The 23,099-nt window shown below is 71.4% G+C and carries 20 protein-coding genes and 1 pseudogene; 9 read left to right on the top strand and 12 right to left on the bottom strand.

Going from position 1 to position 23,099, the window contains the following annotated elements:
• Positions 1-55: 55 nt before the first annotated feature.
• The gene (locus tag ABZ833_RS30565) at positions 56-1,111 is read right to left on the bottom strand and encodes an aspartate-semialdehyde dehydrogenase (protein ID WP_361053108.1); all 1,056 of its coding nucleotides are present in this window, start codon (positions 1,109-1,111) and stop codon (positions 56-58) included.
• On the bottom strand, positions 1,108-2,379 hold the full coding sequence (locus ABZ833_RS30560; protein ID WP_249588720.1) for an aspartate kinase: 1,272 nt from the start codon (positions 2,377-2,379) through the stop codon (positions 1,108-1,110). The genes ABZ833_RS30565 and ABZ833_RS30560 overlap by 4 nt, the downstream gene beginning before the upstream one ends.
• Positions 2,380-2,746: 367 nt before the next feature.
• On the opposite strand from ABZ833_RS30560, the gene ABZ833_RS30555 reads away from it, so the two are divergent.
• Both ABZ833_RS30555 and ABZ833_RS30550 read left to right on the top strand, forming a co-directional pair.
• On the top strand, positions 2,747-3,181 hold the full coding sequence (locus ABZ833_RS30555) for a PadR family transcriptional regulator (RefSeq protein ID WP_361053104.1): 435 nt from the start codon (positions 2,747-2,749) through the stop codon (positions 3,179-3,181).
• Positions 3,178-4,287, top strand: coding sequence for a hypothetical protein (locus ABZ833_RS30550; protein WP_361053101.1), 1,110 nt, complete (start codon positions 3,178-3,180; stop codon positions 4,285-4,287). The genes ABZ833_RS30555 and ABZ833_RS30550 overlap by 4 nt, the downstream gene beginning before the upstream one ends.
• A gap of 98 nt (positions 4,288-4,385) precedes the next feature.
• Here ABZ833_RS30550 and ABZ833_RS30545 read toward each other — a convergent pair whose 3' ends face one another.
• From ABZ833_RS30545 to ABZ833_RS30535, 3 genes are all read right to left on the bottom strand, one after another.
• Positions 4,386-5,153 (bottom strand): DUF5063 domain-containing protein, encoded by a 768-nt coding sequence (locus ABZ833_RS30545; RefSeq protein ID WP_361053098.1) that lies wholly within the window; start codon positions 5,151-5,153, stop codon positions 4,386-4,388.
• Positions 5,146-5,745, bottom strand: coding sequence for a recombination mediator RecR (gene recR / locus ABZ833_RS30540; protein ID WP_030781910.1), 600 nt, complete (start codon positions 5,743-5,745; stop codon positions 5,146-5,148). Before recR ends, ABZ833_RS30545 begins: the two co-directional genes overlap by 8 nt.
• 81 nt (positions 5,746-5,826) lie before the next feature.
• The gene (locus tag ABZ833_RS30535; RefSeq protein WP_160506267.1) at positions 5,827-6,168 is read right to left on the bottom strand and encodes a YbaB/EbfC family nucleoid-associated protein; all 342 of its coding nucleotides are present in this window, start codon (positions 6,166-6,168) and stop codon (positions 5,827-5,829) included.
• A gap of 309 nt (positions 6,169-6,477) precedes the next feature.
• On the opposite strand from ABZ833_RS30535, the gene ABZ833_RS30530 reads away from it, so the two are divergent.
• Positions 6,478-7,269: an SLATT domain-containing protein gene (locus ABZ833_RS30530; protein ID WP_361053094.1), complete on the top strand. Its 792-nt coding sequence runs from the start codon at positions 6,478-6,480 to the stop codon at positions 7,267-7,269.
• A 502-nt stretch (positions 7,270-7,771) separates the two neighbouring features.
• On the opposite strand, the gene ABZ833_RS30525 is transcribed toward ABZ833_RS30530, so the two are convergent.
• The 5 genes from ABZ833_RS30525 to ABZ833_RS30505 form a co-directional block, all read right to left on the bottom strand.
• Positions 7,772-8,422, bottom strand: coding sequence for a hypothetical protein (locus ABZ833_RS30525; protein WP_249588725.1), 651 nt, complete (start codon positions 8,420-8,422; stop codon positions 7,772-7,774).
• Positions 8,423-8,513: 91 nt separating this feature from the next.
• Complete coding sequence (locus ABZ833_RS30520; RefSeq protein ID WP_361053091.1) at positions 8,514-10,979, bottom strand: dolichyl-phosphate beta-glucosyltransferase; 2,466 nt, start codon at positions 10,977-10,979, stop codon at positions 8,514-8,516.
• On the bottom strand, positions 10,976-11,689 hold the full coding sequence (locus ABZ833_RS30515; RefSeq protein WP_361053088.1) for a GntR family transcriptional regulator: 714 nt from the start codon (positions 11,687-11,689) through the stop codon (positions 10,976-10,978). Before ABZ833_RS30515 ends, ABZ833_RS30520 begins: the two co-directional genes overlap by 4 nt.
• A 411-nt stretch (positions 11,690-12,100) precedes the next feature.
• A complete protein-coding gene (locus ABZ833_RS30510; RefSeq protein ID WP_361053086.1) occupies positions 12,101-13,468 on the bottom strand; it encodes an aspartate aminotransferase family protein in 1,368 nt (455 codons plus the stop codon).
• Between the two features lie 296 nt (positions 13,469-13,764).
• Positions 13,765-14,268, bottom strand: coding sequence for a hypothetical protein (locus ABZ833_RS30505; RefSeq protein WP_361053083.1), 504 nt, complete (start codon positions 14,266-14,268; stop codon positions 13,765-13,767).
• Positions 14,269-14,340: 72 nt separating this feature from the next.
• On the opposite strand from ABZ833_RS30505, the pseudogene ABZ833_RS30500 reads away from it, so the two are divergent.
• Positions 14,341-15,018, top strand: a pseudogene (locus ABZ833_RS30500) (response regulator transcription factor); the annotation flags it as partial.
• A gap of 239 nt (positions 15,019-15,257) precedes the next feature.
• The gene (locus ABZ833_RS30495) at positions 15,258-16,610 is read left to right on the top strand and encodes a HAMP domain-containing sensor histidine kinase (RefSeq protein ID WP_361053080.1); all 1,353 of its coding nucleotides are present in this window, start codon (positions 15,258-15,260) and stop codon (positions 16,608-16,610) included.
• Here ABZ833_RS30495 and ABZ833_RS30490 read toward each other — a convergent pair.
• The gene (locus ABZ833_RS30490; protein WP_361053077.1) at positions 16,543-17,355 is read right to left on the bottom strand and encodes a VTC domain-containing protein; all 813 of its coding nucleotides are present in this window, start codon (positions 17,353-17,355) and stop codon (positions 16,543-16,545) included. The two genes, ABZ833_RS30495 and ABZ833_RS30490, sit on opposite strands and share 68 nt — an antisense overlap.
• Positions 17,352-18,017 (bottom strand): DUF4956 domain-containing protein, encoded by a 666-nt coding sequence (locus ABZ833_RS30485; protein ID WP_249588731.1) that lies wholly within the window; start codon positions 18,015-18,017, stop codon positions 17,352-17,354. The genes ABZ833_RS30490 and ABZ833_RS30485 overlap by 4 nt, the downstream gene beginning before the upstream one ends.
• Positions 18,018-18,253: 236 nt before the next feature.
• Between ABZ833_RS30485 and ABZ833_RS30480 the strand changes: the two genes are divergently transcribed.
• From ABZ833_RS30480 to ABZ833_RS30465, 4 genes are all read left to right on the top strand, one after another.
• Positions 18,254-18,850, top strand: coding sequence for a DJ-1/PfpI family protein (locus ABZ833_RS30480; RefSeq protein WP_361053074.1), 597 nt, complete (start codon positions 18,254-18,256; stop codon positions 18,848-18,850).
• Positions 18,851-18,912: 62 nt separating this feature from the next.
• Positions 18,913-19,374: a helix-turn-helix domain-containing protein gene (locus ABZ833_RS30475; protein ID WP_361053502.1), complete on the top strand. Its 462-nt coding sequence runs from the start codon at positions 18,913-18,915 to the stop codon at positions 19,372-19,374.
• Between the two features lie 78 nt (positions 19,375-19,452).
• Positions 19,453-21,462 carry a serine/threonine-protein kinase gene (locus tag ABZ833_RS30470; protein WP_361053499.1) on the top strand — a complete coding sequence of 670 codons (2,010 nt, stop codon included), beginning with the start codon at positions 19,453-19,455 and terminating at the stop codon, positions 21,460-21,462.
• Positions 21,463-21,563: 101 nt separating this feature from the next.
• Positions 21,564-23,099: a substrate-binding domain-containing protein gene (locus tag ABZ833_RS30465; RefSeq protein ID WP_361053071.1), complete on the top strand. Its 1,536-nt coding sequence runs from the start codon at positions 21,564-21,566 to the stop codon at positions 23,097-23,099.

The following is a 23,099-nucleotide window of genomic DNA, read 5'->3' as shown; positions in this document are numbered from 1 at the left end:
TGCCCCACATCAGGTGGACGAATCCGCCCCACATCAGGCGGACCGATCTGCCCCATCAGGACGTGAACTCCCCCGCCACCAGCTCCGCGATCTGGGCCGTGTTCAGCGCGGCCCCCTTGCGCAGATTGTCCCCGCACACGAAGAGCTCAAGGGCCGTCGGATCGTCCAGCGCGCGCCGCACCCGGCCCACCCATGTGGGGTCGGTCCCGACCACGTCGGCGGGTGTCGGGAACTCACCGGCGGCCGGATTGTCGAAGAGCACGACGCCCGGAGCGGTGGCCAGGATCTCGCGCGCGCGGTCCACCGTGACCTCGTCCTCGAAGCGCGCGTGGACGGTCAGCGAGTGGGTGGTCACGACCGGCACGCGTACACACGTGGCGGCGACCTTCAGATCGGGCAGGCCGAGGATCTTGCGGGACTCGTCCCGCACCTTCATCTCCTCGGACGACCAGCCGTCGTCCCGCAGCGTCCCGGCCCACGGCACCACGTTCAGCGCCACGGGCTCCGGGAAGGGCCCGGTGTCGTCGCCGACAGCACGTCGTACGTCACCGGGGTGCGTGCCGAGCTCCGAGCCCGCCACCAGCGACATCTGTCGCCGCAACGTCTCCACGCCGTCGCGCCCCGCCCCGCTCACCGCTTGGTACGAGGAGACGATCAGCTCGCGCAGGCCGAACTCGGCATGCAGCGCGCCGACGGCCACGATCATCGACAGGGTCGTGCAATTGGGGTTGGCGACGATGCCGCGCGGGCGTACGCGCGCGGCATGCGGATTGACCTCAGGGACGACCAGCGGCACGTCCGGGTCCATCCGGAAAGCGGCGGAGTTGTCGACCACCACGACGCCCTTGGACGCGGCGATGGGAGCCCATTGGGCGCTGACCTCGTCGGGCACGTCGAACATGGCCACGTCGACGCCGTCGAAGACGTCCTCGCCCAGCGCGAGGACCTCGACCTCCTCACCGCGCACGGCCAGCTTCTTGCCGGCCGAGCGCGGTGAGGCCACGAGTCGGATCTCGCCCCAGATGTCGGCGTGCTGCGACAGGATCTGGAGCATGACCGCGCCGACGGCCCCGGTCGCTCCGACGACCGCGAGCGTCGGCTTTCCGGTCATCGCCCGGTGCCTCCATAGACCACGGCCTCGTCCGTGTCGGAGTCGAGGCCGAAGGCGGTGTGCACGGCGCGGACGGACTCGTTCGCGTCATCGGCGCGGGTCACGACCGAGATGCGGATCTCGGAGGTCGAGATCAGCTCGATGTTCACACCCGCGTCGCTGAGCGCCTCGAAGAAGGCGGCCGTGACGCCGGGGTTCGTCTTCATGCCCGCGCCGACCAGCGAGATCTTGGCGATCTGGTCGTCGTAGCGAAGGGAGTCGAAGCCGATCGCCGAGCGGGTCTTCTCGAGCGCGTCGATCGCCTTGCGGCCCTCGGCCTTGGGCAGCGTGAACGAGATGTCCGTGAGCCCGGTCGAGGCTGCCGACACGTTCTGCACGATCATGTCGATGTTGACCCCGGAGTCCGCGATGGCGCGGAAGATCGAGGCGGCCTCACCCGGCTTGTCCGGCACGCCGACGACCGTGATCTTGGCCTCCGAGGTGTCGTGCGCGACACCGGAGATGATGGCCTGCTCCACCTTGCGGTCCCCTTGCGGTTCGTTGCTGACCCACGTGCCCTGCAGCCCACTGAAGGACGAGCGCACGTGAATCGGGATGTTGTAGCGGCGGGCGTACTCCACACAGCGGTGGAGCAGCACCTTGGACCCGGAGCTCGCGAGCTCCAGCATGTCCTCGAACGAGATCCAGTCGATCTTCTGGGCCTTCTTCACCACACGGGGGTCGGCGGTGAAAACGCCGTCCACGTCCGTGTAGATCTCGCAGACCTCCGCGTCGAGCGCGGCCGCGAGGGCGACAGCGGTCGTGTCGGATCCACCACGACCGAGCGTGGTGATGTTCTTGCCCTCCTGGCTGACGCCCTGGAACCCGGCGACGATGGCGATGTTGCCCTCGTCGATCGAGGCCCGGATACGGCCCGGCGTGACATCGATGATCCGCGCTTTGTTGTGGACGGAGTCGGTGATGACACCGGCCTGGCTGCCCGTGAACGACTGGGCCGCGTGACCCAGGTTTTTGATCGCCATGGCAAGCAGCGCCATGGAGATCCGCTCCCCGGCGGTCAGCAGCATGTCGAATTCACGCCCGGCAGGAATCGGGGATACCTGCCCGGCAAGATCGATCAACTCATCCGTCGTGTCACCCATGGCGGACACCACGACAACGACCTGATGGCCGTTCTTCTTGGCGTCGACAATCCTCTTGGCGACCCGCTTGATGCCCTCGGCATCGGCTACGGAGGAGCCTCCGTACTTCTGCACGACAAGGCTCACGTGCGCTCCTCGCTCAGTCCGTCTCTTACCGCACTGCTGCGGTCGGCTCAGTCTAACGAGCGGCCGAAATTCGCCTCGCAGATATCACATCGTGAGATGTCCCGCCCACTAAGTGATCACCCGCCGGCATACGCACCCGCTGCTCGGGACGTACGTTTCGACCGCTCGGCTTGGCACATGCCCGCTGGGGAGTGGGGCACTCCGGAAAGTGGGGCGGGTCACAGGTTCTGCACTTTTGTGGCTGCACTTCTGCGGGAGGGGGCCCGGCCTTCTGCGGGAGGGGGCCCGGCGGCTCCCCGGGGGGGGCTGGCAGATGTCCGAGTCGTCGACTATTCTGAAAACTCAACTAGTCGGGGAGGCGGGTCAGATGCCGGACGTCAGTTCCGCGTGGCTGCGTGCGGCGCTGCCGCTGTGCCTGCTCGGGATGCTGGAGCGGGGCGAGAGCTATGGGTACGCGCTGCTCCAGGAGCTGGGCGCGGCCGGGCTGGCCAATGCCAAGGCGGCGACCCTCTATCCGGCCCTGACCAGGCTGGAAGAGGAAGGCGCCGTCGACATCCGCTGGAGCGCGGGCGAGGGCGGACCCGGGCGGAAGTACTACAGCCTCACCGACGCGGGCCGCGAGCGGCTGGCCGTCGAATATCGCGCCTGGCGCCACTTCGACGGCGTGGTGACCGGCTTGGCCGGTGGCGCCGGCGACACCGGTCGCGCCGGCGGCACTGGTGGCGCCGAGGGCTCGGCGGAAGAGCCGGGGAAGCCAGAAGGGCCGGAAGGCCGACCGACACGGACTGGGGGAACACGATGATGCGTACGGACGGCAGGGAACAGCTGCCTGACTGGCCCAGCGGCGACGACGCGCAGTGGGCCGCCGAGTTCGAGTTCGCCCTGGCCCTGGGGCACACACCGCCCGACGGGCTCGCCGAGCAGGTGCTCGAGGAAGCCCGGCTGACCACCGCGGAGGCGGGGCTCCCCGCCAGGGAGGTTCTCGGCGATCCCGCCGCGTACGCCGATGCCGTGGCCGCCGAGCGGATCGACGAGGCCCATCGCAGCTCCGTCGACGTCGAGGGCTTCGCCGCCGGTGACCGGTTCACCAGCTCGCTCCTTGTTGCCGGTGCCCAAGTCGCCCTGTTCGGCGTGGTGTTGTGGGCCAGCACCGGGCTCTGGATTCCGGTCGGCTGGCCCACGGGCGGGGCCGGGCTGCTGCTCGCCCTGCTCGTCGTCCTGGTGACCGGCGTCATCCCCGAGCTGCGTGCGGCGGGACGGCTTCGGGCCGGGCGGGCCGCCATGGGCTGTGCCGCTGTGCTCGTCGTGGCCTGCGCCGCGGGGTTCACCGCCATTCCCCGGGGGCCTCAAGTGAGCATTCCCGCACCCTCGTTGTTCGTCGTCGGCGCACTGCTCGGGGTGCTGGGATGGCGCGTTCCCGCCGAGCCCGTCGGGCGCTGGTTCCGTGGACGGGCCGTGCCTGCCGAGGCGATACGGAGTGACGACGAGGCGTGGCTGACACGGCTCTCCGCGCTGCTGCGGGGTCGGCACGGCGTGTCCGCGGGGAGTGCCCGGCGGTGCGTGGCCGAGGCGCGGGACCATCTCGCCGCCTCGGGCGGGAGCGCCGCGGGCGAGTTCGGTGACGTCGAGGTCTACGCACTGCGGCTCAGCGAAGGGCCGGGGAAGTCGCGGCGCGCGGCGCGAGCCGAGGTGCTGCCCACCGCCCTGTTCACCGTGGGCATGCTCTGGTGGGGGTTCGACCTGGTCAGTGATCCGGAGCCCGCGTCCCTCTGGTTCTGGACCAAGGTCGTCGTGCTGGTCGTCGGCGTGTGGGCCTGGGTCACCACCGCGTGGTCGCTGTGGCGGAAGTTGCGGCCGGGCGGCGCGGGCAGCTCAGGCGGCGCGGGCGACTTGGGCGCGAAGGGCTGATCCTTCACCGGCCTTGTCCGGTCCGGGCGGTTGGGCCCGGACCGGAGCCGGTGCCTGGTCGGGGTCTGGTCGGCGACTGGTCGGCGTCTGGTCGGGGTCTACTGCACCGAGCGCAGGCCCAGTGGCCCTGCGATCTCCTCTGCCATGACCTTGCCCGCTGCCTCCGCCAGTGCGTCCTCGGCCAGGTCCTCGTCCGTGTCCAGGCCGTTGAGGTCCTCAAGGGGCTGGTTCAGGCGGACGTGGGCCACCAGGGACTGGAGGGCGCGGAGGGCGCCGGATGCCGTGGAGCCCCAGTTCGAGAAGTACGAGAACTGCCACCACCACAGGGCTTCCGTGGTGCGGCCCGCGCGGTAGTGCGCAAGGCCGTGGGAGAGGTCGGCGACCACGTCTGCCAGGTCGTCCGAGATGCGGCAGGCCACCGGGGCCTTGCGGGGCTCGTACGGGTCGAAGACCTCGGAGTAGACGTCGATCGGCTCCAGCATGGCGGCCAGGCGTTCGCGCAGGTCGTCGACGTCGCGCTCCGGGCCGAGATCCGGCTCGTAGCGCTCGTCGGGGACGATGTCCTCGTGCGCGCCGAGGCGGCCTCCCGCCAGGAGGAGTTGGGAGACCTCCAGGAGGAGGAAGGGGACGGCCGAGTCCGGCTCGTCGCCCTTGGCCACCTCTGTCACCGCGACGATGAAGCTCTCGATCTGGTCCGAGATCTGCACGGCGAAGGAGTCCGGGTCCTGGGCGGACGCGTGCAGGAGGACCGTCGACTCGGCGGCGATGACCGGCTCAGGGACGACGATCGGATCGGCGGCGACGGTCGGCTCGACGGCGGCTGTCGCTTCCGGCTTTGCTGCGTTCTCTGTCTGCTTCTTAGACATCTAGGAGTCGTCTCCCCTCGAAGGCGCGGCCCAGGGTGACCTCGTCCGCGTATTCCAGATCTCCCCCGACAGGGAGCCCGCTGGCCAGGCGGGTGACCTTCAGGCCCATGGGCTTGATCATGCGCGCGAGGTACGTCGCCGTGGCCTCGCCCTCCAGGTTCGGGTCCGTGGCGAGGATCAGCTCGGTGACCGTGCCGTCCGCGAGCCGCGCGAGCAGCTCTCGTATACGCAGGTCATCCGGGCCGACCCCCTCGATGGGGCTGATCGCTCCACCCAGTACGTGGTACTTCCCCCGGAATTCGCGCGTACGCTCGATCGCCACGACGTCCTTCGGCTCCTCGACCACGCAGATGACGCTGAGGTCGCGGCGCGGGTCGCGGCAGATGTTGCAGAGCTCTTCCTGCGCGACGTTGCCACAGGTCGCGCAGAAGCGGACCTTGTCCTTCACCTCAAGGAGGGCGTGCGCGAGGCGGCGTACGTCCGTCGGCTCCGCCTGCAGGATGTGGAAGGCGATCCGCTGCGCGCTCTTGGGACCGACGCCGGGCAGCCTGCCCAACTCGTCGATGAGGTCCTGAACCACGCCTTCGTACACGGGGTGCCTTTCCTGCTTCCAGTTTTCTGCTCTTGCCGAGTATCAGGCTTTGATACGTACGGTAGTTGGCCTGCGGCCCTCTTAGAAGGGAAGGCCCGGGATACCGCCGCCGCCCAGGCCCTGCGCGAGCGGGCCCAGCTTCTGCTGCTGGAGCGCCTGCGCGTTCTCGTTCGCCGCCTGGACCGCCGCGACCACCAGGTCCGCGAGAGTCTCGGTGTCCTCCGGGTCGACCGCCTTGGGGTCGATCACGAGGCCGCGCAGCTCGCCGGAGCCGGTGACCGTCGCCTTGACGAGGCCGCCGCCCGCCTGGCCTTCGACCTCGGTGCGCGCAAGCTCCTCCTGCGCGGTCGCGAGGTCCTGCTGCATCTTCTGGGCCTGCTGGAGCAGCTGCTGCATGTTGGGCTGGCCACCACCGGGGATCACGATCAGCTCCTGTTCGTGGAGGTGTTTACGGTGGATTTTCCACCTGGAATGAGCCTACGTGGTCGAGGGTGCCCTCGCCCCAGCACTCTTTCGAGTGAGATCGGCCGTCCTCCTATACCTGATCAAGCACCTCTTCCGGGCGGAAATACCGCGAAAACGGGCTCAGGGCCACCCATTGGGCGGTAGGACTGGGGCTGCGCATGAGCAGATGACATCTGTCGCGTCAGCACCAGCTGTCACGGGGCGCGCACCGTACGGAACCGCCGCAGGGAACAGTCAGGGATCTCGTAGAGGTAGAGGGAGTGCCGGGTGAGCCAGCCGGATATGCAGCCCGAGGGGGTGCCCCATGAGGGGCAGGGTGCCGGGGCGGGTGCCGGTGCCGGTGCCGGTGCGCAGCAGAGCGCTTCTGGTGGCGCGGACGGTGCTCGGCTCGGGGATCTGACGGGACGGACCTTTCCCCTCGGCGACTGGGGTGAGCCCGCGGAACGGCTCGACGAGCTGTACCGGTGGGTGGAGCGGGGCGCGCTCAACACCGCGGAGTGGTACTTGTCCGACCGGGCGTGGAAGCGGTGCGGGGCGCGGCTCGCGCGGGCCGGGGCCGCGGTGGGGGCCGTGGGGGCGGGGGTGTTTCCGCTGCTCGATCTCGCGGGGGCGGTGGAGGGCGTCGCCACCTGGGGGTTCGTCTCGCTGCTCGCGGGGGTCGCGTGTCTCGGGTGCGACCGGTTCTTCGGGCTGACCTCCGGGTGGATGCGGGACGTGGCCACCGCGCAGGCCGTGCAGCGGCGGCTTCAGGTGCTGCAGTTCGACTGGGCGTCGGAGAGTGTGCGGGAGGTGCTCGGGCCCACCGAGGGGACGGCGAGTGAGGCTGCCGAGCGGTGTCTTGGGGTGCTTCGGCGGTTCTCGGAGGATGTGACCGAGCTGGTGCGGTCCGAGACCGCGGACTGGATGGTGGAGTTTCGGTCCGGTCCCGCGCCGTTGGCCATGCAGGCCGTGGTTCCGGCCTCCCGGGGGGAGGCAGGGGCCGTCCTCCCCATCCGGGCCGCTCTGCCGCCGGGGGCTCGGCCCAACATGCCTCGCCAGCGGCCGCCTGAGCCTCGTTGAGGGGGCGGAGCGGGGGTGGGGTGGAGTAGGTGCGGAGTGGAGTGGGTGCGGAGTGGAGTGGGTGCGGGTCAAGGCGGTCCCTGCGGGGCTCTCCCCAATCCCGCCCCTTCCCGAAACTGGGGCTTCGCCCCAGACCCCGCCGTGGCTCGGCCGATCACCGGCTCCGCCGAGTTCGTCCTCAAACGCCGGACGGGCTGAAAGATGCCACTCCCGGGTGGGGGTGGGTGGGCGGGCGGGAAAGGGGCGGGCTCTGCGGACGGGCCGGAACACCGCCGGGCGGGCCCAACGCCGGGGATGTCACCCCGGAGTGCCGGGCGGGCGGGCGGGAAAGGGGCGGGCTCTGCGGGCGGGATGGAATACCGCCGGGCGGGCCCAATGCCCGGGGGGTGTCGCTCCCGGGTGCGGGGCGGGTGGGTGGGAGGAGGGCCGGCCTGCCGGAGGCGGAAAGGTGGATTCCGGCAGGCCAAGTGCGGGCCCTGCTTCCGGGGGCCGAAGCCCCGGGTCAGCTGTAGATGATCATTGAGCCTTGCGCCAGGCTTCTGGTGGTTGCCGCGTGCAGGCCCAGCCACACGTGGCGCTCCCTCGCGAAGGGGCTGTCGTCCGGGGGAGCCGGGGCCGCCGGTTCCTCCAGGGACGTGGGCGCCTCCGGCGGAGTCGGCGGACGCGGAGGGTTCGCCGCGTCTATGCCGATGGACGGGGCCACGAACTCCAGTTCCCGCAGCAGCGCCTGCGCCGAGCCCAAAGGCCCCCCGCCCGCAAGCAGTTCGTCGTTGGACAAAGGCGCCGGGAAGTCGACGGGGACGTACGCACCCGCGTGGTCGTAGTGCCAGACCAGGTGCGACTGCTGGGCCGTCGTGTCGAACATCTCCAGCAACTGCTCGTAGTCCCCGCCCAGTTCGTCCACCGGCGTGACCTCGAGGCCGCAGACCTGGAGGAGATACGCCCGGCGCAGGAAATGCAGCGCGTCGTAGTCGAAGCCAGCGACCGGGGCCACGTCCCCGGACAGGCCCGGCATGTAGGCGAAGACGGGAACGGGGGGCAGGCCGGCCTCGTGCAGCGCCTTGTCGTACGCCGCGATCTCCTCCGCGAAGGGATTGTCGGGGCTGTGGCACAGCACGTCGACGAGCGGGACCAGCCACAGATCACAGGCCAAGGGTGCTCCTCAGGTCAGGCTCATACTCGGACGGCATTTCGGACGTCGGACGTTCCTCGCGTTCAGGCAGCGTAGTCCGGGCGGACGCCCCCTAGCTCCCCTTGTGCAGATCCCAGATCCACACCCCGTCTACCCACTTTCCGGGCCGGTCAAGGAGTTCCTCCACCGTCACCCGAAGTTCGGCGTCGTGCTCCTGCGGCACGAGGACCAGGACGCCCGCGTTCCAGTACGCCAGGTCCTCGCGGGCCGCCCTGCGCCACGCGTCCGTGATCTGCGGCGCGCGGCCCGACGCGCGGACGTCGCGCAGGAGGTTCGACGTGTTGCGGGGCGAGGCTCCGTAGATGCCGACGCGGTCCGGGCCCCAGGGGCCGTTGAAGTAGCCGCCGGGGACGCTGAAGCCCAGGTCGGCCGTGGTCTGCCAGTGCAGCGCCTCCGCGCCGGACGGATCCGGGAGCGGTACCGGTACGAGGGACTCGCCCTCCCCCACGTACTTCCGCCAGGCCCCGTCGGCGATGAACGCCGGGACCTGTGCCCGCTCCACCGCCCGCAGCGGCGCCGGCACGATCGGCAGGAGCGCGAGGGCGACCGCGGCCACGCCCGCGTACCGCGCGGCCGCCATCCGGCGCGGAGAAGCCAGGAGGCGGGCCAGCGCGAGGGCGAGGAGCATGCCGAGCGCCGGGGCGCACACCATCGCCACCCGCGACTCGATCACCGACTCGAAGAGCGGCGCGTGCGCCAGGACCGCCCACGGGCCCGGCAGCACGATGTCCGTCAGCGGGATGCGGAACTTCGAGCCCAGCGAGAGGAACGCCGCCGCGAGGACCGTGAAGGCCAGCGCCTTCACCACCGCCCGCTCCCAGAGTCGTACGACGATCGCGAAGGCAAGCGCGACCAGGGGCCAGCCGTAGAAGGCGTTCTGCTCGGTGGGGTTCGCGGAGAGGGCGGATGCCGTCTCCGCGTTGCCCGCGAGCGAGCGTTCGGCGAAGGAGAGGAGCGCGAGCGGACTGTTGCCCGCGTTGTCGCCGTGCAGCACGCTCGTGTAGCTCTGCGGCCCGAAGAACTGCCAGTGGAGCGGGAAGGCGACCAGCGGGACGGTGACCGCCACCGCCACCCCGAGGCCGCGCGCCAGGGGCCGGAACACGTCCCTCGCGACATCCCTGCGCACCAGGCCGTACGCCGCCGCGAACAGCAGCATGCCGAGCGCCGCGAGCAGCAGCGGTTCCTCGCCGAGGAAGATCTGGTACGTCGTGAAGAGCCCGAGGACGATCCCGTCGCGTACGACACTCGTGCCCTCGCCCCGGCCCCGGCCCCGGCCCTGGCCCCGCGTCTCGCAGAGCCGCAGCGCCCTGTCGATGATCAGCGGGATCATGAACAGGACCATGAAGTTCGGGTGCGCGTGGGCGTGGCTGATCATCGGTGGCGCGAAGGCGGCGAGTGCCGCGCCGACGGCCGCCGCGCCCCGGTGCCGTACGAGACGCCTGAGGATCAGCCAGTACCAGGCGACCCCGGTCGCGGCGAGGCCCAGCGTCATCGCCGCGTTCAGGGCGACCGCCGGGCCGAAGAGCCAGGTCACGGGGGCGAAGGGGACGGAGAGGCCCAGCATGACCGTGTTGGCCATGAGGTTCACGCCGTCGGGTTGGTTCTGCAGGGTCGTGAACAGGGGGTTCTGGAGGTGGCGGACGTTGTCCGCCGTCACCGCGAAGAACCACTCCCATTGGTTCTGGTCCTGGAGGGAGTCGGGGAGATAGCGGTCGCCCGGTGCGATCCAGCGGCCCGAGTAGAGGGTGATGGCCATGGCCAGGAAGAGCGCCGCGACGAGCAGGTCCTTCGGGCGGACGGTGCGGACCTTGAGCGAGGTCAGTTCGGCCAGGACCAGCACGTAGTCGACCGGGCGGACCTTCGAGCCCTCCTGGTGCGCCCAGCGCACCGGCACCTCGGCGACCGGCCAGCCGGCGCGGCGGAAGTACTGCAGTATCTCGACGTCGATCCCCCAGCCGCGCAGGCGGGACGCGGCGAAGGCCTCACGGACACGGTCGCCGTCGAAGAGCTTGAAGCCGCACTGGGTGTCGCGGACTCCGGGGACGGCGACCGTTCGTATCAGGAAGTTGCCGGTACGTCCCAGGAGTTCGCGCAGGCGGTGCTGGTGGCTCTCGATCGTCGCGCCGGGGCGGGCGCGGGAGCCGATCGCCGCCGCGTGGCCGTCGGCGAGCGCCTTGTCGAGGCACTCCAGCTCCTCGATGGGGGTGGCCAGATCCGCGTCGGTGATCAGGACGCGGTCGCCGCGCGAGGCGAGGACGCCGAGGCGCAGGGCGTGGCCCTTGCCGAGGTTGCGGTCGGAGTGGATGAGCTGGACGCGGCCGTCGGCGGCCTCGGCGTCGGCCGCGATGTCGAGGGTGCCGTCGGTCGAGCCGTCGTCCACGACGATCAGCTCCCACCGGGTGCCGCGGTCGCCCCCTTCGGGCCCGTCCTCCAGGTACGCCCGGATCGCGGCCAGCGTGGGAGCCAGGCGCCGCTCCTCGTTGTAGGCGGGGACGACGACGGTCAGATCCACGCTCATGCAGCGGCCAGCCGCTCGATGAGGGCGAGGGAGTGGGCGTTGTACTCCTCGACGATGGCGTGCGCGGCCTTGGGGTCGCGGTGCGCGAGGGCGTCGACGAGCTCGGTGTGCCGGGCCCAGAGGGTGCCGCGCAGGTCGCCGTCGCCGCGTTCGACGGCGCGGCGGAGGTAGGTGACGGCGCAGACCCAGGACTGGACGCGGATGCGGTGCAGGAAGTCCGAGAGGTAGGGGTTGCCGAAGAGGGCGCTGAGCTCGCGCCAGAAGCGCAGGTCGTAGCCGATGAGGACGTTCAGGTCGCCCGCGCAGGCGGCGCGTGCGGCTTCCTCGCCACGGCGGCGTACGGAGATGAGCGCGTCGGAGGCTTCCTTCTGGGGCTTGGGTCCCAGCGGGGTGCCGTTCTTGATGAGGTCCCGGAAGATTCCGTCGGCGACGAGGCCGCGGGCCTGGAGCATGCTGCGGTAGTCGGCGAGGGAGTGCTCGTGGACGCGGTAGCCGCGGTGCTGGTCGGCGTCGAGGAGGCCCTGCGCCGCGAGGTTCACCAGGGCCTCGCGGACCGGGGTCGCGGAGACGCCGTACTGCTCGGCGATCTCCTTGACCGTGAACTCCTGGCCGGGCTCCAGACGGCCGCCGAGGATCTCGTCGCGCAGCGCGTCGGCGATCTGCTGGCGCAGAGTGCTGCGGATGACGGCGGTGCCGTCGGTGCCGGGCATCTGGGTTCCCTCGGGAGTGTCTGGCGTGCCGGTTCTGGCGGGGGCGCCTTGGTGGTCGTCTTGCTTACGAGCACGTCAGACTACGCGGTCGGGGTTCCCGGGGGCGGGGGCCGTCTTCAGGTGCGGCGCCGTCCGTCTTCCGGTGCGGCACCGTCCGTGTTCAGGTGCGGCGCCGTTTCCGCTCGTGCCGCCGCTTCGCGGCGGATCCTTTCCCGCCCACCCACCCGATTGCCCCGTGGGGCATGGGGGGGGTGGGATGCGCCACAGGGTCATGGGTGGGCGGGTGGGAGTGATCCGCCGCGAAGCGGCGGTCCTGGGTGGTGGCGGGCCGGAGCCCCGGGGGGCCAGGGCGGCCCCGTCCTGGGAAGGGCGGGGCCGCAGGGGACACGCCGGGAGCGGCTGGCCCCGGGGTCAGGACACGTGTTCGTCCGCCACGCTCAGCGCAGCGTCCAGCGCCGCGAGGCCCTCCTTGGCCTCGGTGTCCGTGATGTTGCACGGGGGGACCACGTGGGTGCGGTTCATGTTGATGAAGGGCCACAGGCCCTGCTTCTTCGCGGCGGCGCCGAACGCGGCCATCGGGGCGTTCGCCTCGCCCGTGGCGTTGTACGGGACCAGCGGCTCGCGGGTCTCCTTGTCCTTGACCAGTTCCAGGGCCCAGAACATGCCCAGGCCGCGGACCTCGCCCACGCTCGGGTGCCGCTCGGCGAGATCCGCGAGGGCCGGCGCGATGATCTCCGTACCGACCCGGGCCGCGTTCTCGACGATGCCCTCGTCCTCCATGACGTTGATCGTCGCCACGGCGGCCGCGCAGGCCAGGGGGTGGCCGGAGTACGTGAGACCGCCCGGGTAGGGCCTGCGGGCGAACGTCTCCGCGATGGCGGAGGAGATCGCGACACCGCCGAGCGGGACGTAACCGGAGTTCACGCCCTTGGCGAAGGTGAGGAGATCGGGCACGATGCCGCCGTCGAAGTGATCGGCGGCGAACCACTTGCCGGTGCGGCCGAAGCCCGCCATGACCTCGTCGAGGATGAAGACGATGCCGTGCCGGTCGCAGATCTCGCGTACGCCGGAGAGGTAGCCGGGCGGCGGGATCATGATGCCTGCCGTGCCGGGGACGGATTCCAGGATGATCGCCGCGATCGTCTGCGGCCCCTCGAAGGCGATGGTGTCCTCGAGGTGCTGGAGGGCGCGCTCGCACTCCTGCTGCTCGTTCTCGGCGTAGAAGGGGCTGCGGTAGAGGAACGGCGCCCAGAAGTGGACGACGCCCGCCGTGCCGTTGTCGGAGGGCCAGCGGCGGGGGTCGCCGGTGAGGTTGATCGCGGCTGAGGTGGCGCCGTGGTACGAGCGGTAGGCGGAGAGCACCTTCGGGCGGCCGGTGTGCAGACGCGCCATGCGGGTCGCGTTCTCCACGGCCTCGGCGCCGCCGTTGGTGAAGAAGATCTTGTCGAGGTCGCCGGGGGTCCGCTCGGCGATGAGGCGTGCGGCCTCGGAGCGGGCTTCCACGGCGAAGGCGGGGGCGAAGGTCGTCATCGTCGCCGCCTGCTCCTGAATCGCGGCGACGACCTTCGGGTGCTGGTATCCGATGTTCGTGAAGACGAGGCCGCTGGTGAAGTCGAGGTAGCGGTTTCCGTCGTAGTCCCAGAAGTACGAGCCCTCGGCGCCGGCTACGGCGAGGGGGTCGATCAGCTCCTGTGCGGACCAGGAGTGGAACACGTGCGCGCGGTCCGCCGCCTTGACGGCGGCGCCGACCTGGGGGTTCGGCTTCGGCTGAGGGGTCATGTGGGCGAGGGTAAGTGTCCACGGTGTGGACGGGACATGGGCGTCCTGTTTCGCGGCGGCGGGGGGTACTGGACAGTGTGTCGGGGCTCTGGGCCTCGGGCTCTGCACCCCTGCGGGCACAGGCGCCTCGTTCATCGGCGCTCGGCGTCAAGGCGTATTCGTCCCCGACCCCGCCCCTTCCCGAAAACCCGCTCTGGCGCGGGGGCCTTGCGTGCCCTCATCACCGGCTCCGCCGAGTTCGTCCTCAAACGCCGGACGGGCTGAAGGGTTCGCCGGACGGGCTGAAGAACTCCCCCTCAATCATCCGCGTCCGCCACCACCCCCGCCCGCGGCTTTCCGTCCTCCCCGCAGTGGATCTCGTACGGCAGGTCCTCCTGCTCGTCGTCGTCGCTCGGTTCCGCCTCCAGGCGGGCCACCGGGCCCGGGCCCCGTTCCACGTCGTCGTCCATGTGGAAACCGTCCGCCGGGCTCCACGAGACGAGATACACCGTCCCGTCACTCCTGCACTCGACCGTCGCCGTCCCGCCGGTGAACCTCAGCGTGGAACGGTCGGACTGCTTCTGCGAGGGGGTCGCGGACGGAGAGTGAGACGGAGACGGAGAGCCGGACGGAGACGGTGAAGCGGACGGGGACGCCGACGTCGCCGCCAGAGCCCTCTCCACCGCGCCCTCGTCCAGGGGACGGCTGTGCGCCGCGCCGCCGCTGTCCGACGTGGCCAACTGCCAAGCGCCGAGCGCCCCCGCAGCCGTCCCCACACCCACCCATGCCGCGGTCACCACCGCGCTCCGCCACTTCCTCATCCGGCCACTGTGCCGCACAGTTTCCTAACGCCCGGTTAAGGGCTGCCCAAAGCACCTGACTACGGTGGATGTATGGCCCATCTTCTCGTCGTGGAGGACGATCCCCAGCTGCGCGGCGCCCTCGTGCGCGCCCTGCGCGACAAAGGGCACGCCGTCGCCACCGCGCCAAGCGGCATGGCGGGCCTGGACGCCGCGGTGACGACCCACCCCGACCTCGTCGTACTCGACCTGGGGCTCCCGGACGTCGACGGCGCCCAGATCCTGCGCATGCTCCGCGCCGTCAGCGACGTACCCGTCATCGTCGCGACCGCGCGCGACGACGAACCCGAGATGGTGGCGATCCTCGAGGACGGCGCCGACGACTACATCGTCAAGCCGTTCGGCGCCGCCCAGCTCGACGCCCGCATCAAGGCCGTCCTGCGCCGCCTCGGCGCGACCGAGGCCGCGGAAGAGCCCCTGCGCGTCGGAGGTCTGGCCATCGACCCCGGCTCCCGCGAAGTCACCCTGGACGACCGCCCCCTGGACCTCACCCCCCGCGAGTTCGACCTCCTCGCCTACCTCGCCCACCGCCCCGGCCAGGTCGTCTCCCGCCGCGAACTCCTCGCCGAGGTGTGGCAACAGCCCCTGGGCGGCGCCGACAAGACGGTCGACGTCCACCTCTCCTGGCTCCGCAGAAAACTCGGCGAGACGGCCCAGACCCCCCGCTACCTCCACACCGTCCGCACGGTGGGCGTAAAGCTCACGGCACCCGACGACGCACCGGCCCCCACGCTCCCGCAGCCGCGCGACGCACCCGAGGGGACGTGCCGGTATGTCCGCCCGGAGCACGGTTCGCAGGACTCCCCCGCCGCAGCAGCCCCGCGGTCACCGGACGACAGCGAGGACGGACATACCGGCGCGGCCCCGCCCCACAGCGGCAACGAGGCGCCCCACCTCGGGGAAGAGGAACCCACCCCCCAAGACACCCCCCAAGGCCCAGGGGCCAGCTGATGCGACGCAGCCTCCTTCTCCTCACCGCCGCCACCACCGCCCTCGTGCTGACCGCCCTCCTCGTCCCCCTCACCCTCCTCACCCGCACCCACGCCGCCGACCGCACCACCGCCGAGGCCACCGCCCGAGCCCAGTGGGTGGCGCACGCCATCGGCCCCGCCCTCGCCACCCCGGACGAGCGCGAGACCGCCGAGCAGACCGTCGAGAGCGTCAACACCCAGAACCTGCCGACCACTTCACTCATCCTCGCCGACGGCACCGCCATCGGACCGAGCCCTCGGAACAAACAGACCCCCCGCATCACGGACGCCATCCGCCTCGCCCGCACCGGCCGCGCCTTCACCTACGAACCCTCCACCGGCGGCCGTCTGGTCCTCGTCCCCGTCCAGGGCGCCGCCGACGGCACGGCAGTCGTCCAAGTCACGCTCACCGAGCGCCAGTTGTACGCGGGCACCATGACGTCCTGGCTCGTGCTCGCCGGGATCGGGGTCGGCCTCGTACTCATCGGGCTGCTCCTCGCCGACCGCCTGGGCGCGCGCCTCGTCGGCGCCACCCGGCGCCTCGCCCGCACCGCGGACCGCCTGGCCGCAGGGGACCTCACCGCACGCGCCACCCCCGAGGGCCCGCCCGAACTCCGCCTGGTCGCGGGCCAGCTGAACCACCTCGCCACCCGCATCGACGAACTCCTCACCGCCGAACGCGAGAACGCCGCCGACCTCGCCCACCGCCTCCGCACCCCCGTCGCCGCCCTCCGCCTGGACGCCGAGACCCTCCGCGACACGGAGGAGGCGAACCGCATCGCCTTGGATGTCGCCGCCCTCGAACGCAGCGTCGACGACGTGATCCGCAAGGCCCGCCGCCCACTGCGCGACGCCCCCTACGCGGACCTGGCGGCCGTGGCACGCGAACGCGCCGCGTTCTGGATGCCGTTGGCGGAGGATCAGGGGCGCACGACGGAGACATCGGCCCAAGACGAACCGAGTCCCGTCCCCGTCCCCGAGGACGACCTCACCGCGGCCATCGACGCCCTCATCGGCAACGTCCTCGACCACACCCCCCAGGGCACGCCCTTCCGCATCACCGTCCGCACCACCCCGGAGGGAAACGCCGAACTCACCGTCGCCGACGAAGGCCCCGGCCTCCCTCCGACGTACGCCGCGGAACGCGGCACCAGCGGCGGCGGCTCCACGGGCCTCGGCCTGGACATCGCCCGCAGGACCGCCGAGGACGCGGACGGCACCTTCGCCATCGCCTCCGACGCCACCCGCGGCACGCGAGTGACCCTCACCTTCCCGAAGGCACCCCCGCGGCCCGCGGAAACGCGACCCGCACCGCCCGAGCCCACCGGTTGACCCCCAACTCCGGCCGCAGCGCGGCGAACCCGCCGCAGTACTTCGTGAAGTCGGCGGCCCGCACCCCGTACCGGTGCAGCACCCGGTCCGCCTCCGTCAGATGCCCTTGCGTCTTGGTCTCCACCAGGACGAGCCCGGAGTCCGCCGCCACCGACCGCCCCGTGGCCACGTCCCGCACCACGAGCCCGGCATCACACGTGATCCGCTGCCCGTCGGCCACGAAGGTCGCCCGCTGGTACTCCGTGACGAGCGCCGTGGTCAGCCCGCCGGGCGCCTCGATGCCGTACGACCCCCTCAGCACCCCCGCGAGGAATCCCTGCCGCGCGGCATCGAGCACACAGTCGTCGCCCTCGAGGCGCTGCCGGTGCTTGACCGTCTCGCCCCGGCCGCTCTTCAGCTTGATCTCGAACTGCCGCTCGCCGCTGTCCTGGTAGACCCGCTCCCGGATGCGGTAGCGCAGCCGCCTGCCCTGCCGGTGGTGGTGGTAGGTGAGGAGTTCAGGGGTGTCGTAGTACGTCGAGTGGTAGCTGAACCAGCGCTTTCCGCCGATGCTCAGGGCCCGGAAGGGGCCCGATGCGCGGCGCGGGTCCGTGAGCAGGGCCGCCAGGTCGTCGAAGATCTCGACCGGCACGAGATAGCTGTTGTCGTAGCGGGCGAGCAGTTCGGCCCGCGCGTTGACCTCGTCGAGTGCGATGGGGTGCGCGGCGAGCGCGGCCCGTCCGATGGCGCGTACGGCGGGGTTCACACGGTCTCCTTCTGGTGGGGGACGGCAGGCGTGCGGGACCGGGTCGTGCGGCGTCGTGGTGCTGTACGTATGAACTCCCCGGCCCGCTCGGAAGGTTCCGGCTGCCGGAAGCGGACTTCCAGAACCATCAGGTCACGTACGTAGTCGACCTCCTGGACGGTCCAGCCGAGCGGCTCCCCCAGGCGCCGCGCCAGCTCGGCGCGGAGCGCGGTCTCCTCGCGGTACACGGCGTCCAGGGTGACGACCGCGCGCCGGTCACCGGCGAAGAGGCGGGGGTGGTCGGCGCCGTACATCACCAGGAGCAGCACGGCCGCGAGCCCGGCGGCGACCGGCAGGTCCAGGCCCGGAAGCCCGCAGAGGAGGCCGAGGACCAGGGTGATGAAGTAGTACGCGACCTCCTGGTGCTGCACCGCGTCCGACCGGAGCCGCACGATCGAGAGCACCCCGAAGAGCCCGAAGCCGAGCGCGAGCCCGCCGTTGCCGCCGGCGCTCGCGAGGGCGGAGACGACCGCGAAGAGCGCGACGTTCAGGGCGAGGTAGGCGGGGACCAACTCCCTTCTGCGGTGCCGTGGATAGAAGACCCCGAAGGTCAGGAGGGTCACGGCCACCAGGTCGAGGCCGAGGTGGGCGGCCATCTGTCCGAGGTTCTCTGCGCTGTCCATGACCAGGACGCTAGGGAACGGCGGGTTAAGGCCGCCCCCACCGGGAGTTAACGAGACGAGCGCACGCCCCGCCCCGCCCCGCCCCGCCCCGCTCCGCTCCGGTCCGGTCCGGTCCGGTCCGGAGCGACCTCTTGACAGCATGCTGTCCATTTGACAGCATGCTCACATAAGCAGCAGCACACCAGCACAGCGGAGCAAGCACAGCATTCAGCGGCACCCACCCAGTGGAGGCAGTCATGACCCGCAAGCCCGTGCACCTCGCCGTTTACGACACGCTCGCCGACTGGGAGACCGGATACGCCACCGCGTACCTCGCCCGCGCCGGGTACGAGATCCGCACCGTCGCCGCAGGGTCGCTCGACCCGGTCACGACCTCGGGCGGCGTCCGCATCCAGCCCGACCTGGCCCTCGCCGACCTGCGGCCCGAGGACAGCGCGCTGCTGATCCTGCCCGGCGCCGACCTGTGGGACACGGGCGACGACCTGGCCCCCTTCGGCCGCACGGCCCGCGCCTTCCTCGACGCGGACGTGCCGGTCGCCGCGATCTGCGGGGCCACCGCCGGGCTCGCCCGCGAGGGCCTGCTCGACGAGCGCGACCACACCAGCGCGGTGTCGTTCTACCTCGCGGCCACCGGATACAAGGGCGGCGAGCGGTACGTGGACGTCGACGCCGTCACGGACGGCGGGCTGACCACGGCGGGGCCGACCGAACCCGTGGCCTTCGCCCGGGAGATCCTCGGGCGGCTCGGCGCCTTCGAGGGCGCGAAGCTGGACGCCTGGTACCGGCTGTTCCACGACTCGGACGCGTCCGCGTACGAGGTGCTGGAATCGTGAGCACCGACCAGAACCGCAAGCCGGAGGACAGGGCGTCGGAGGACGGGGCGCGGCAGGACAAGGTGCGGGAGCAGCAGGACCTGTTCTCCCGCACCGCCCTCGGCGTCTTCCGGCTCAACGGCCAATTCCTCGCCGTGGCAGAGGAGTTGGCCAAGCCAGGCGGGCTCACCGCCGCCTGGTGGCAGGTGCTCGGCGCCGTCCTGCGCGAGCCCCTGCCCGTCGCGGGGATCGCCCGTGCGATGGGCATCACCCGGCAGAGCGTGCAGCGCATCGCCGACCTGCTCGTGCGGCGCGGCCTCGCGGAGTACGTGCCGAACCCCGCCCACCGCCGCGCCAAGCTCCTGCGCCCCACGGACGAGGGCCTGGCCGCCGTCCGCAGGATCAGCCCCGGCCACGCGGACGTCGCCGCCCGGCTCGCGGACGCGCTCGGCGAGGAGGAGTTCGCGCGGACCGTGCAGGTGTTGGAGCGGCTTTCCGGCGCCCTGTCCGGCATGGATACGGAACAACCCGTTACGGAGCCGTAGCAGGCAGTCCGTGCCCCGATGTCCTACCGCCCCACTATCCTCGATCTGTTGCACACCAACGGGGGAGGCGGCGCGGCGATGGAGAAGCTCGGGCCCGGGGATCCACAGCGAATAGGCGCTTATCGGCTGCTCGCGCGACTCGGCGCGGGCGGCATGGGGCACGTCTACCTCGCGCGGTCCGACCGGGGACGTACGGTCGCGGTGAAGCTGGTGCGTGAAGAGCTCGCCGAGCAGGAGGAGTTCAGGAACCGCTTCCGGCAGGAGGTGCAGGCGGCGAGGCGGGTCGGCGGCGCGTGGACGGCGCCGGTGCTCGACGCGGACACCGAGGCGACGATCCCCTGGCTGGCCACGGGATATGTCGCGGGCCCCTCCCTGCAGAGCGTCATCTCGCACGACCACGGGCCGCTGCCCGAGCGGTCCGTGAAGATACTGGCGGCCGGGCTCGCCAACGCCCTCAAGGACATTCACGCGGCGGGCCTCATCCACCGCGACCTCAAGCCGTCGAACGTGCTCGTCACGATCGACGGCCCCCGTGTCATCGACTTCGGCATCGCCCGCGCGCTCGAAACGGTGACCGACGGCGGCCTGACCCGCACCGGCGCGCTCGTCGGCTCGCCCGGGTTCATGGCACCCGAGCAGGTGCGTGGCGACCGGATCACCCCGGCGTGCGACGTGTTCTGCCTGGGCTCGGTCCTCGCGTACGCGGCTTCGGGCGCGCTGCCGTTCGGCACGGCCAACAGCGGCGTACACGCGCTGATGTTCCGTATCGCGCAGGAGGAGCCGGATCTGGAGGGGCTGCCGGAGGAGCTGGCCGAGCTGGTCGGCGACTGCCTGCGCAAGAACCCCGCGGACCGGCCCTCGCTGGAGCAGCTCCTTGAGCGGACGGGCGCGGAGGACACGCTCGGCGACGGCGGCCGGACGCGGGACCCGTGGCTTCCGGGGGCGCTCGTGGCCCAACTGGGGCGCCACGCCGTGCAGTTGCTCGACACGGAGAATCCGGACGAGGGCGGGCCGGAGGCTCCGTCCGCGAAGGGCCCCGTTCCGCCGGTGTCGCTCGCGCCGCCGAAGGGATTGGCGGCCAGGGGCAATGGCGGCCCGGCCAAGCCCGGCGAGGCCGAAGCCGGGTCCGGTTCCGGGCCCGCGGCCGTCGCCGGAGCTGGAGCCGGGGCGGGCGCAGGCGCCATGGCCGCCGCCGCGTCCGGGGCCGGGGCCGGGGGCAAGCCGGAGGCCGCCGACGGCGACACACCGCCACCGCCCGGCAGACCGGGCGAGGCCCCGCTCGACCACCTCCCCACGATGATCACCGGCCAGGCACCGCCGCCGACTCCCCCGCCGGGCTCGGCGTACGGCTACCCCCAACAGCACCCCCAGCAACACGCGCAACAGCACCCGCAGCCCGGCTACGGCTACCCCCAGCAGAACCCGTACGGACCCACACCTCCCTACGGACCCACACCTCCGTACGGCCCTCTCGTCCACCCCCAGGGCGAACCCCCGCGCCGCAGCGGGCGGTCCACCGCCGCGCTCATCGCGGTGGCCGTCATAGTGGCCATAGGAGCGGGCGGCACGGTGTACGCGGTGATGAAGGGCGAGGGCAGCACGAAGGCGGGCGGCACGAACTCCAAGTCGCCCTCCAGCAGCGCCCCCGAGACGCCGGGCACACCCTCCGAGCAGAATTCGCAGGATCCCGAGAGCCCGCCCACGACGCCCGCGTCCAAGGACAAGGGCGAGGACGGCACGATCCCGGACAAGTTCCTCGGCACCTGGAGCGGCTCCATCCAGAACAACCTGGGGAACAACTCCCGCCAGCTCGTCCTCCAGCAGGGCGAGGTCGGCGACACCGTCGTCTCGATCACGGCGGACGGCCCGACCGACACGGGAGGCACGTACCACTGCGTGTTCCAGGGCAAGTTGGAGTCGGTCAGCGGCAACACCCTGCGCATCGGACCGACGGACGTGATCGTCGGCCAGCCCGCGACCTCCTGCCGACCGGGCCAGGCGAGCACGGTCACGCTGCTCGCGAACGGCAGGCTGCACCGGGAGAACACGGGCACGGACAAGGGGCTGACCTACGACAAGGAGGGCTGAGCGCGCGGTAGTTGAACCCCGGGCGAACAGCTCCCGTCCGGACGGACAAGGGACGGACAAGGGCAGCCCGACGGCCGCCCACGGCGCTTATCGTCCCGCCCATGAACTGGTTGGGCACCGAAAACACCATCGCCGTGCTCGCCATCCTGGTCGGCATCGCCGGCGCGTTCGTCCCCGTGCTGCTCGAACGCCGCGTACCGCGCCGCAAACGCATCGGCTACCGCAAGCAGATGGACACGGCGATAGGCGACAACGTCCGTACGGGCGACGCGAACGCGCGCCTCGGTCTCTTCGACGAGGCCCCGGAGATGTCGGACGCGACCCTGGTGCTCCTGCGCGTCGAGAACGACGGCTCGCTGCCGATCGACGTCGCCGACTACACGGGCCGTTCGCCGCACGGCCTGACCGCGGTCTTCGAGACCCGCACGATCCGCGCCGTGGCGGTGACGCTGCCGCCCGAGGCCGACCACCTGATGGAGCACTTCGCGCCCGGCACGGGCCTCGGCTACGAGGACGGCAGGCTGCACATCCCGCGCGTGCCGCTCAACCGAGGTGAGTACTACAAGCTCCTCGTCCTGCTCACCGGCGGCCCCGTGGACAGCGGCTACACCGTCATCGGCGGCATCCAGGGCGGCGAGACGCACGAGAACCACAGCGCGGCCCCCGACGAGAAGCCACCGGTGTTCAGCAGGCTCTCGCAGCGGGTGGCCATCGCGCTGAGCCTGGTGATCCTCGGCCTCGCGGGCCTCATCCTGCGGCCCGACACCCAGCCGCCGCCCTCGTACTGCCAGCCGGGCAGCCTCACCCTGACCGGGTCGACCGCGTTCGAGCCGGTGGCCACCGAGCTCGCGGACAAGTACATGAAGGACTGCGAGGGCTCGGACATCGGGGTGAGCGCGCACGGAAGCCGGGGCGGCGTCAGGGAGTTGGCCGGGGCCGACGCCGGGCCCGGTGAGGGCTCACCGCCGGTGATCGCCTTCTCCGACGGGCCGCGCCCCGGCAGCTACACGCAGCTGAGCGAGACGCGGGTGGCGGTCTCCCTGTTCGCCCTCGTCCTGAACGACAGGGTGCCGGTCAAGAACCTCTCCACGAGGGACGTACGCCGCCTCTTCACCGGCGAGATCCGCAACTGGAAGGAGCTGCGCGGCGGCCCCGACCTGCCGGTGGTCCTGGTCAGCCGGGGGTCGAGCTCCGGCACGCGGGTCACCCTCCAGCAGCGGGTCCTCAAGGGTGCCCCGGAGATCCAGGAGTCCTCGAGCGACTGCCTGACCAGGGACATCGGCCCCCGGGCGCCGGTGATCCGCTGCGAACTCGACTCCACGGAACAGGTCCTGGACACGGTCGCCGCCACCCCGGGCGCGGTCGGCTACAGCGAGCTGCGCAACACGACCACCCTCAAGGGCGTGCACCGCCTGAACCTGGACGGCCACACCCCGTCCGTCGACCACATCCAGTCCAGCGGCTACCCGTACCGCGAGATCGAGTACGCCTACACCTACGGCAGCCCGCCCGCCGACTCGCTGGCGTCGAGCTTCCTCGCGTACGCGATCCGCGGGAACGGGCAGGACGTGGTCCGCACCCACGGGCACCTGCCGTGCCAGACGCCCGTGGGAATGCGGATGTGCGGGGAGAACTGA

The sequence above is a fragment of the Streptomyces sp. NPDC047525 genome, assembly GCF_040643025.1.
Lineage (GTDB): Bacteria > Actinomycetota > Actinomycetes > Streptomycetales > Streptomycetaceae > Streptomyces > Streptomyces durmitorensis.
This window is presented reverse-complemented; position numbering and strand designations above follow the sequence as displayed.

Coding starts and splice junctions, on each gene's coding strand:
- ABZ833_RS30565 (WP_361053108.1), bottom strand. CDS start 1,111: ATGACCGGAAAGCCGACGCTCGCGGTCGTCGGAGCGACCGGGGCCGTC.
- ABZ833_RS30555 (WP_361053104.1), top strand. CDS start 2,747: ATGCCGGACGTCAGTTCCGCGTGGCTGCGTGCGGCGCTGCCGCTGTGC.
- ABZ833_RS30550 (WP_361053101.1), top strand. CDS start 3,178: ATGATGCGTACGGACGGCAGGGAACAGCTGCCTGACTGGCCCAGCGGC.
- ABZ833_RS30545 (WP_361053098.1), bottom strand. CDS start 5,153: ATGTCTAAGAAGCAGACAGAGAACGCAGCAAAGCCGGAAGCGACAGCC.
- ABZ833_RS30520 (WP_361053091.1), bottom strand. CDS start 10,979: ATGAGCGTGGATCTGACCGTCGTCGTCCCCGCCTACAACGAGGAGCGG.
- ABZ833_RS30515 (WP_361053088.1), bottom strand. CDS start 11,689: ATGCCCGGCACCGACGGCACCGCCGTCATCCGCAGCACTCTGCGCCAG.
- ABZ833_RS30510 (WP_361053086.1), bottom strand. CDS start 13,468: ATGACCCCTCAGCCGAAGCCGAACCCCCAGGTCGGCGCCGCCGTCAAG.
- ABZ833_RS30505 (WP_361053083.1), bottom strand. CDS start 14,268: ATGAGGAAGTGGCGGAGCGCGGTGGTGACCGCGGCATGGGTGGGTGTG.
- ABZ833_RS30495 (WP_361053080.1), top strand. CDS start 15,258: ATGCGACGCAGCCTCCTTCTCCTCACCGCCGCCACCACCGCCCTCGTG.
- ABZ833_RS30485 (WP_249588731.1), bottom strand. CDS start 18,017: ATGGACAGCGCAGAGAACCTCGGACAGATGGCCGCCCACCTCGGCCTC.
- ABZ833_RS30480 (WP_361053074.1), top strand. CDS start 18,254: ATGACCCGCAAGCCCGTGCACCTCGCCGTTTACGACACGCTCGCCGAC.
- ABZ833_RS30470 (WP_361053499.1), top strand. CDS start 19,453: ATGGAGAAGCTCGGGCCCGGGGATCCACAGCGAATAGGCGCTTATCGG.
- ABZ833_RS30465 (WP_361053071.1), top strand. CDS start 21,564: ATGAACTGGTTGGGCACCGAAAACACCATCGCCGTGCTCGCCATCCTG.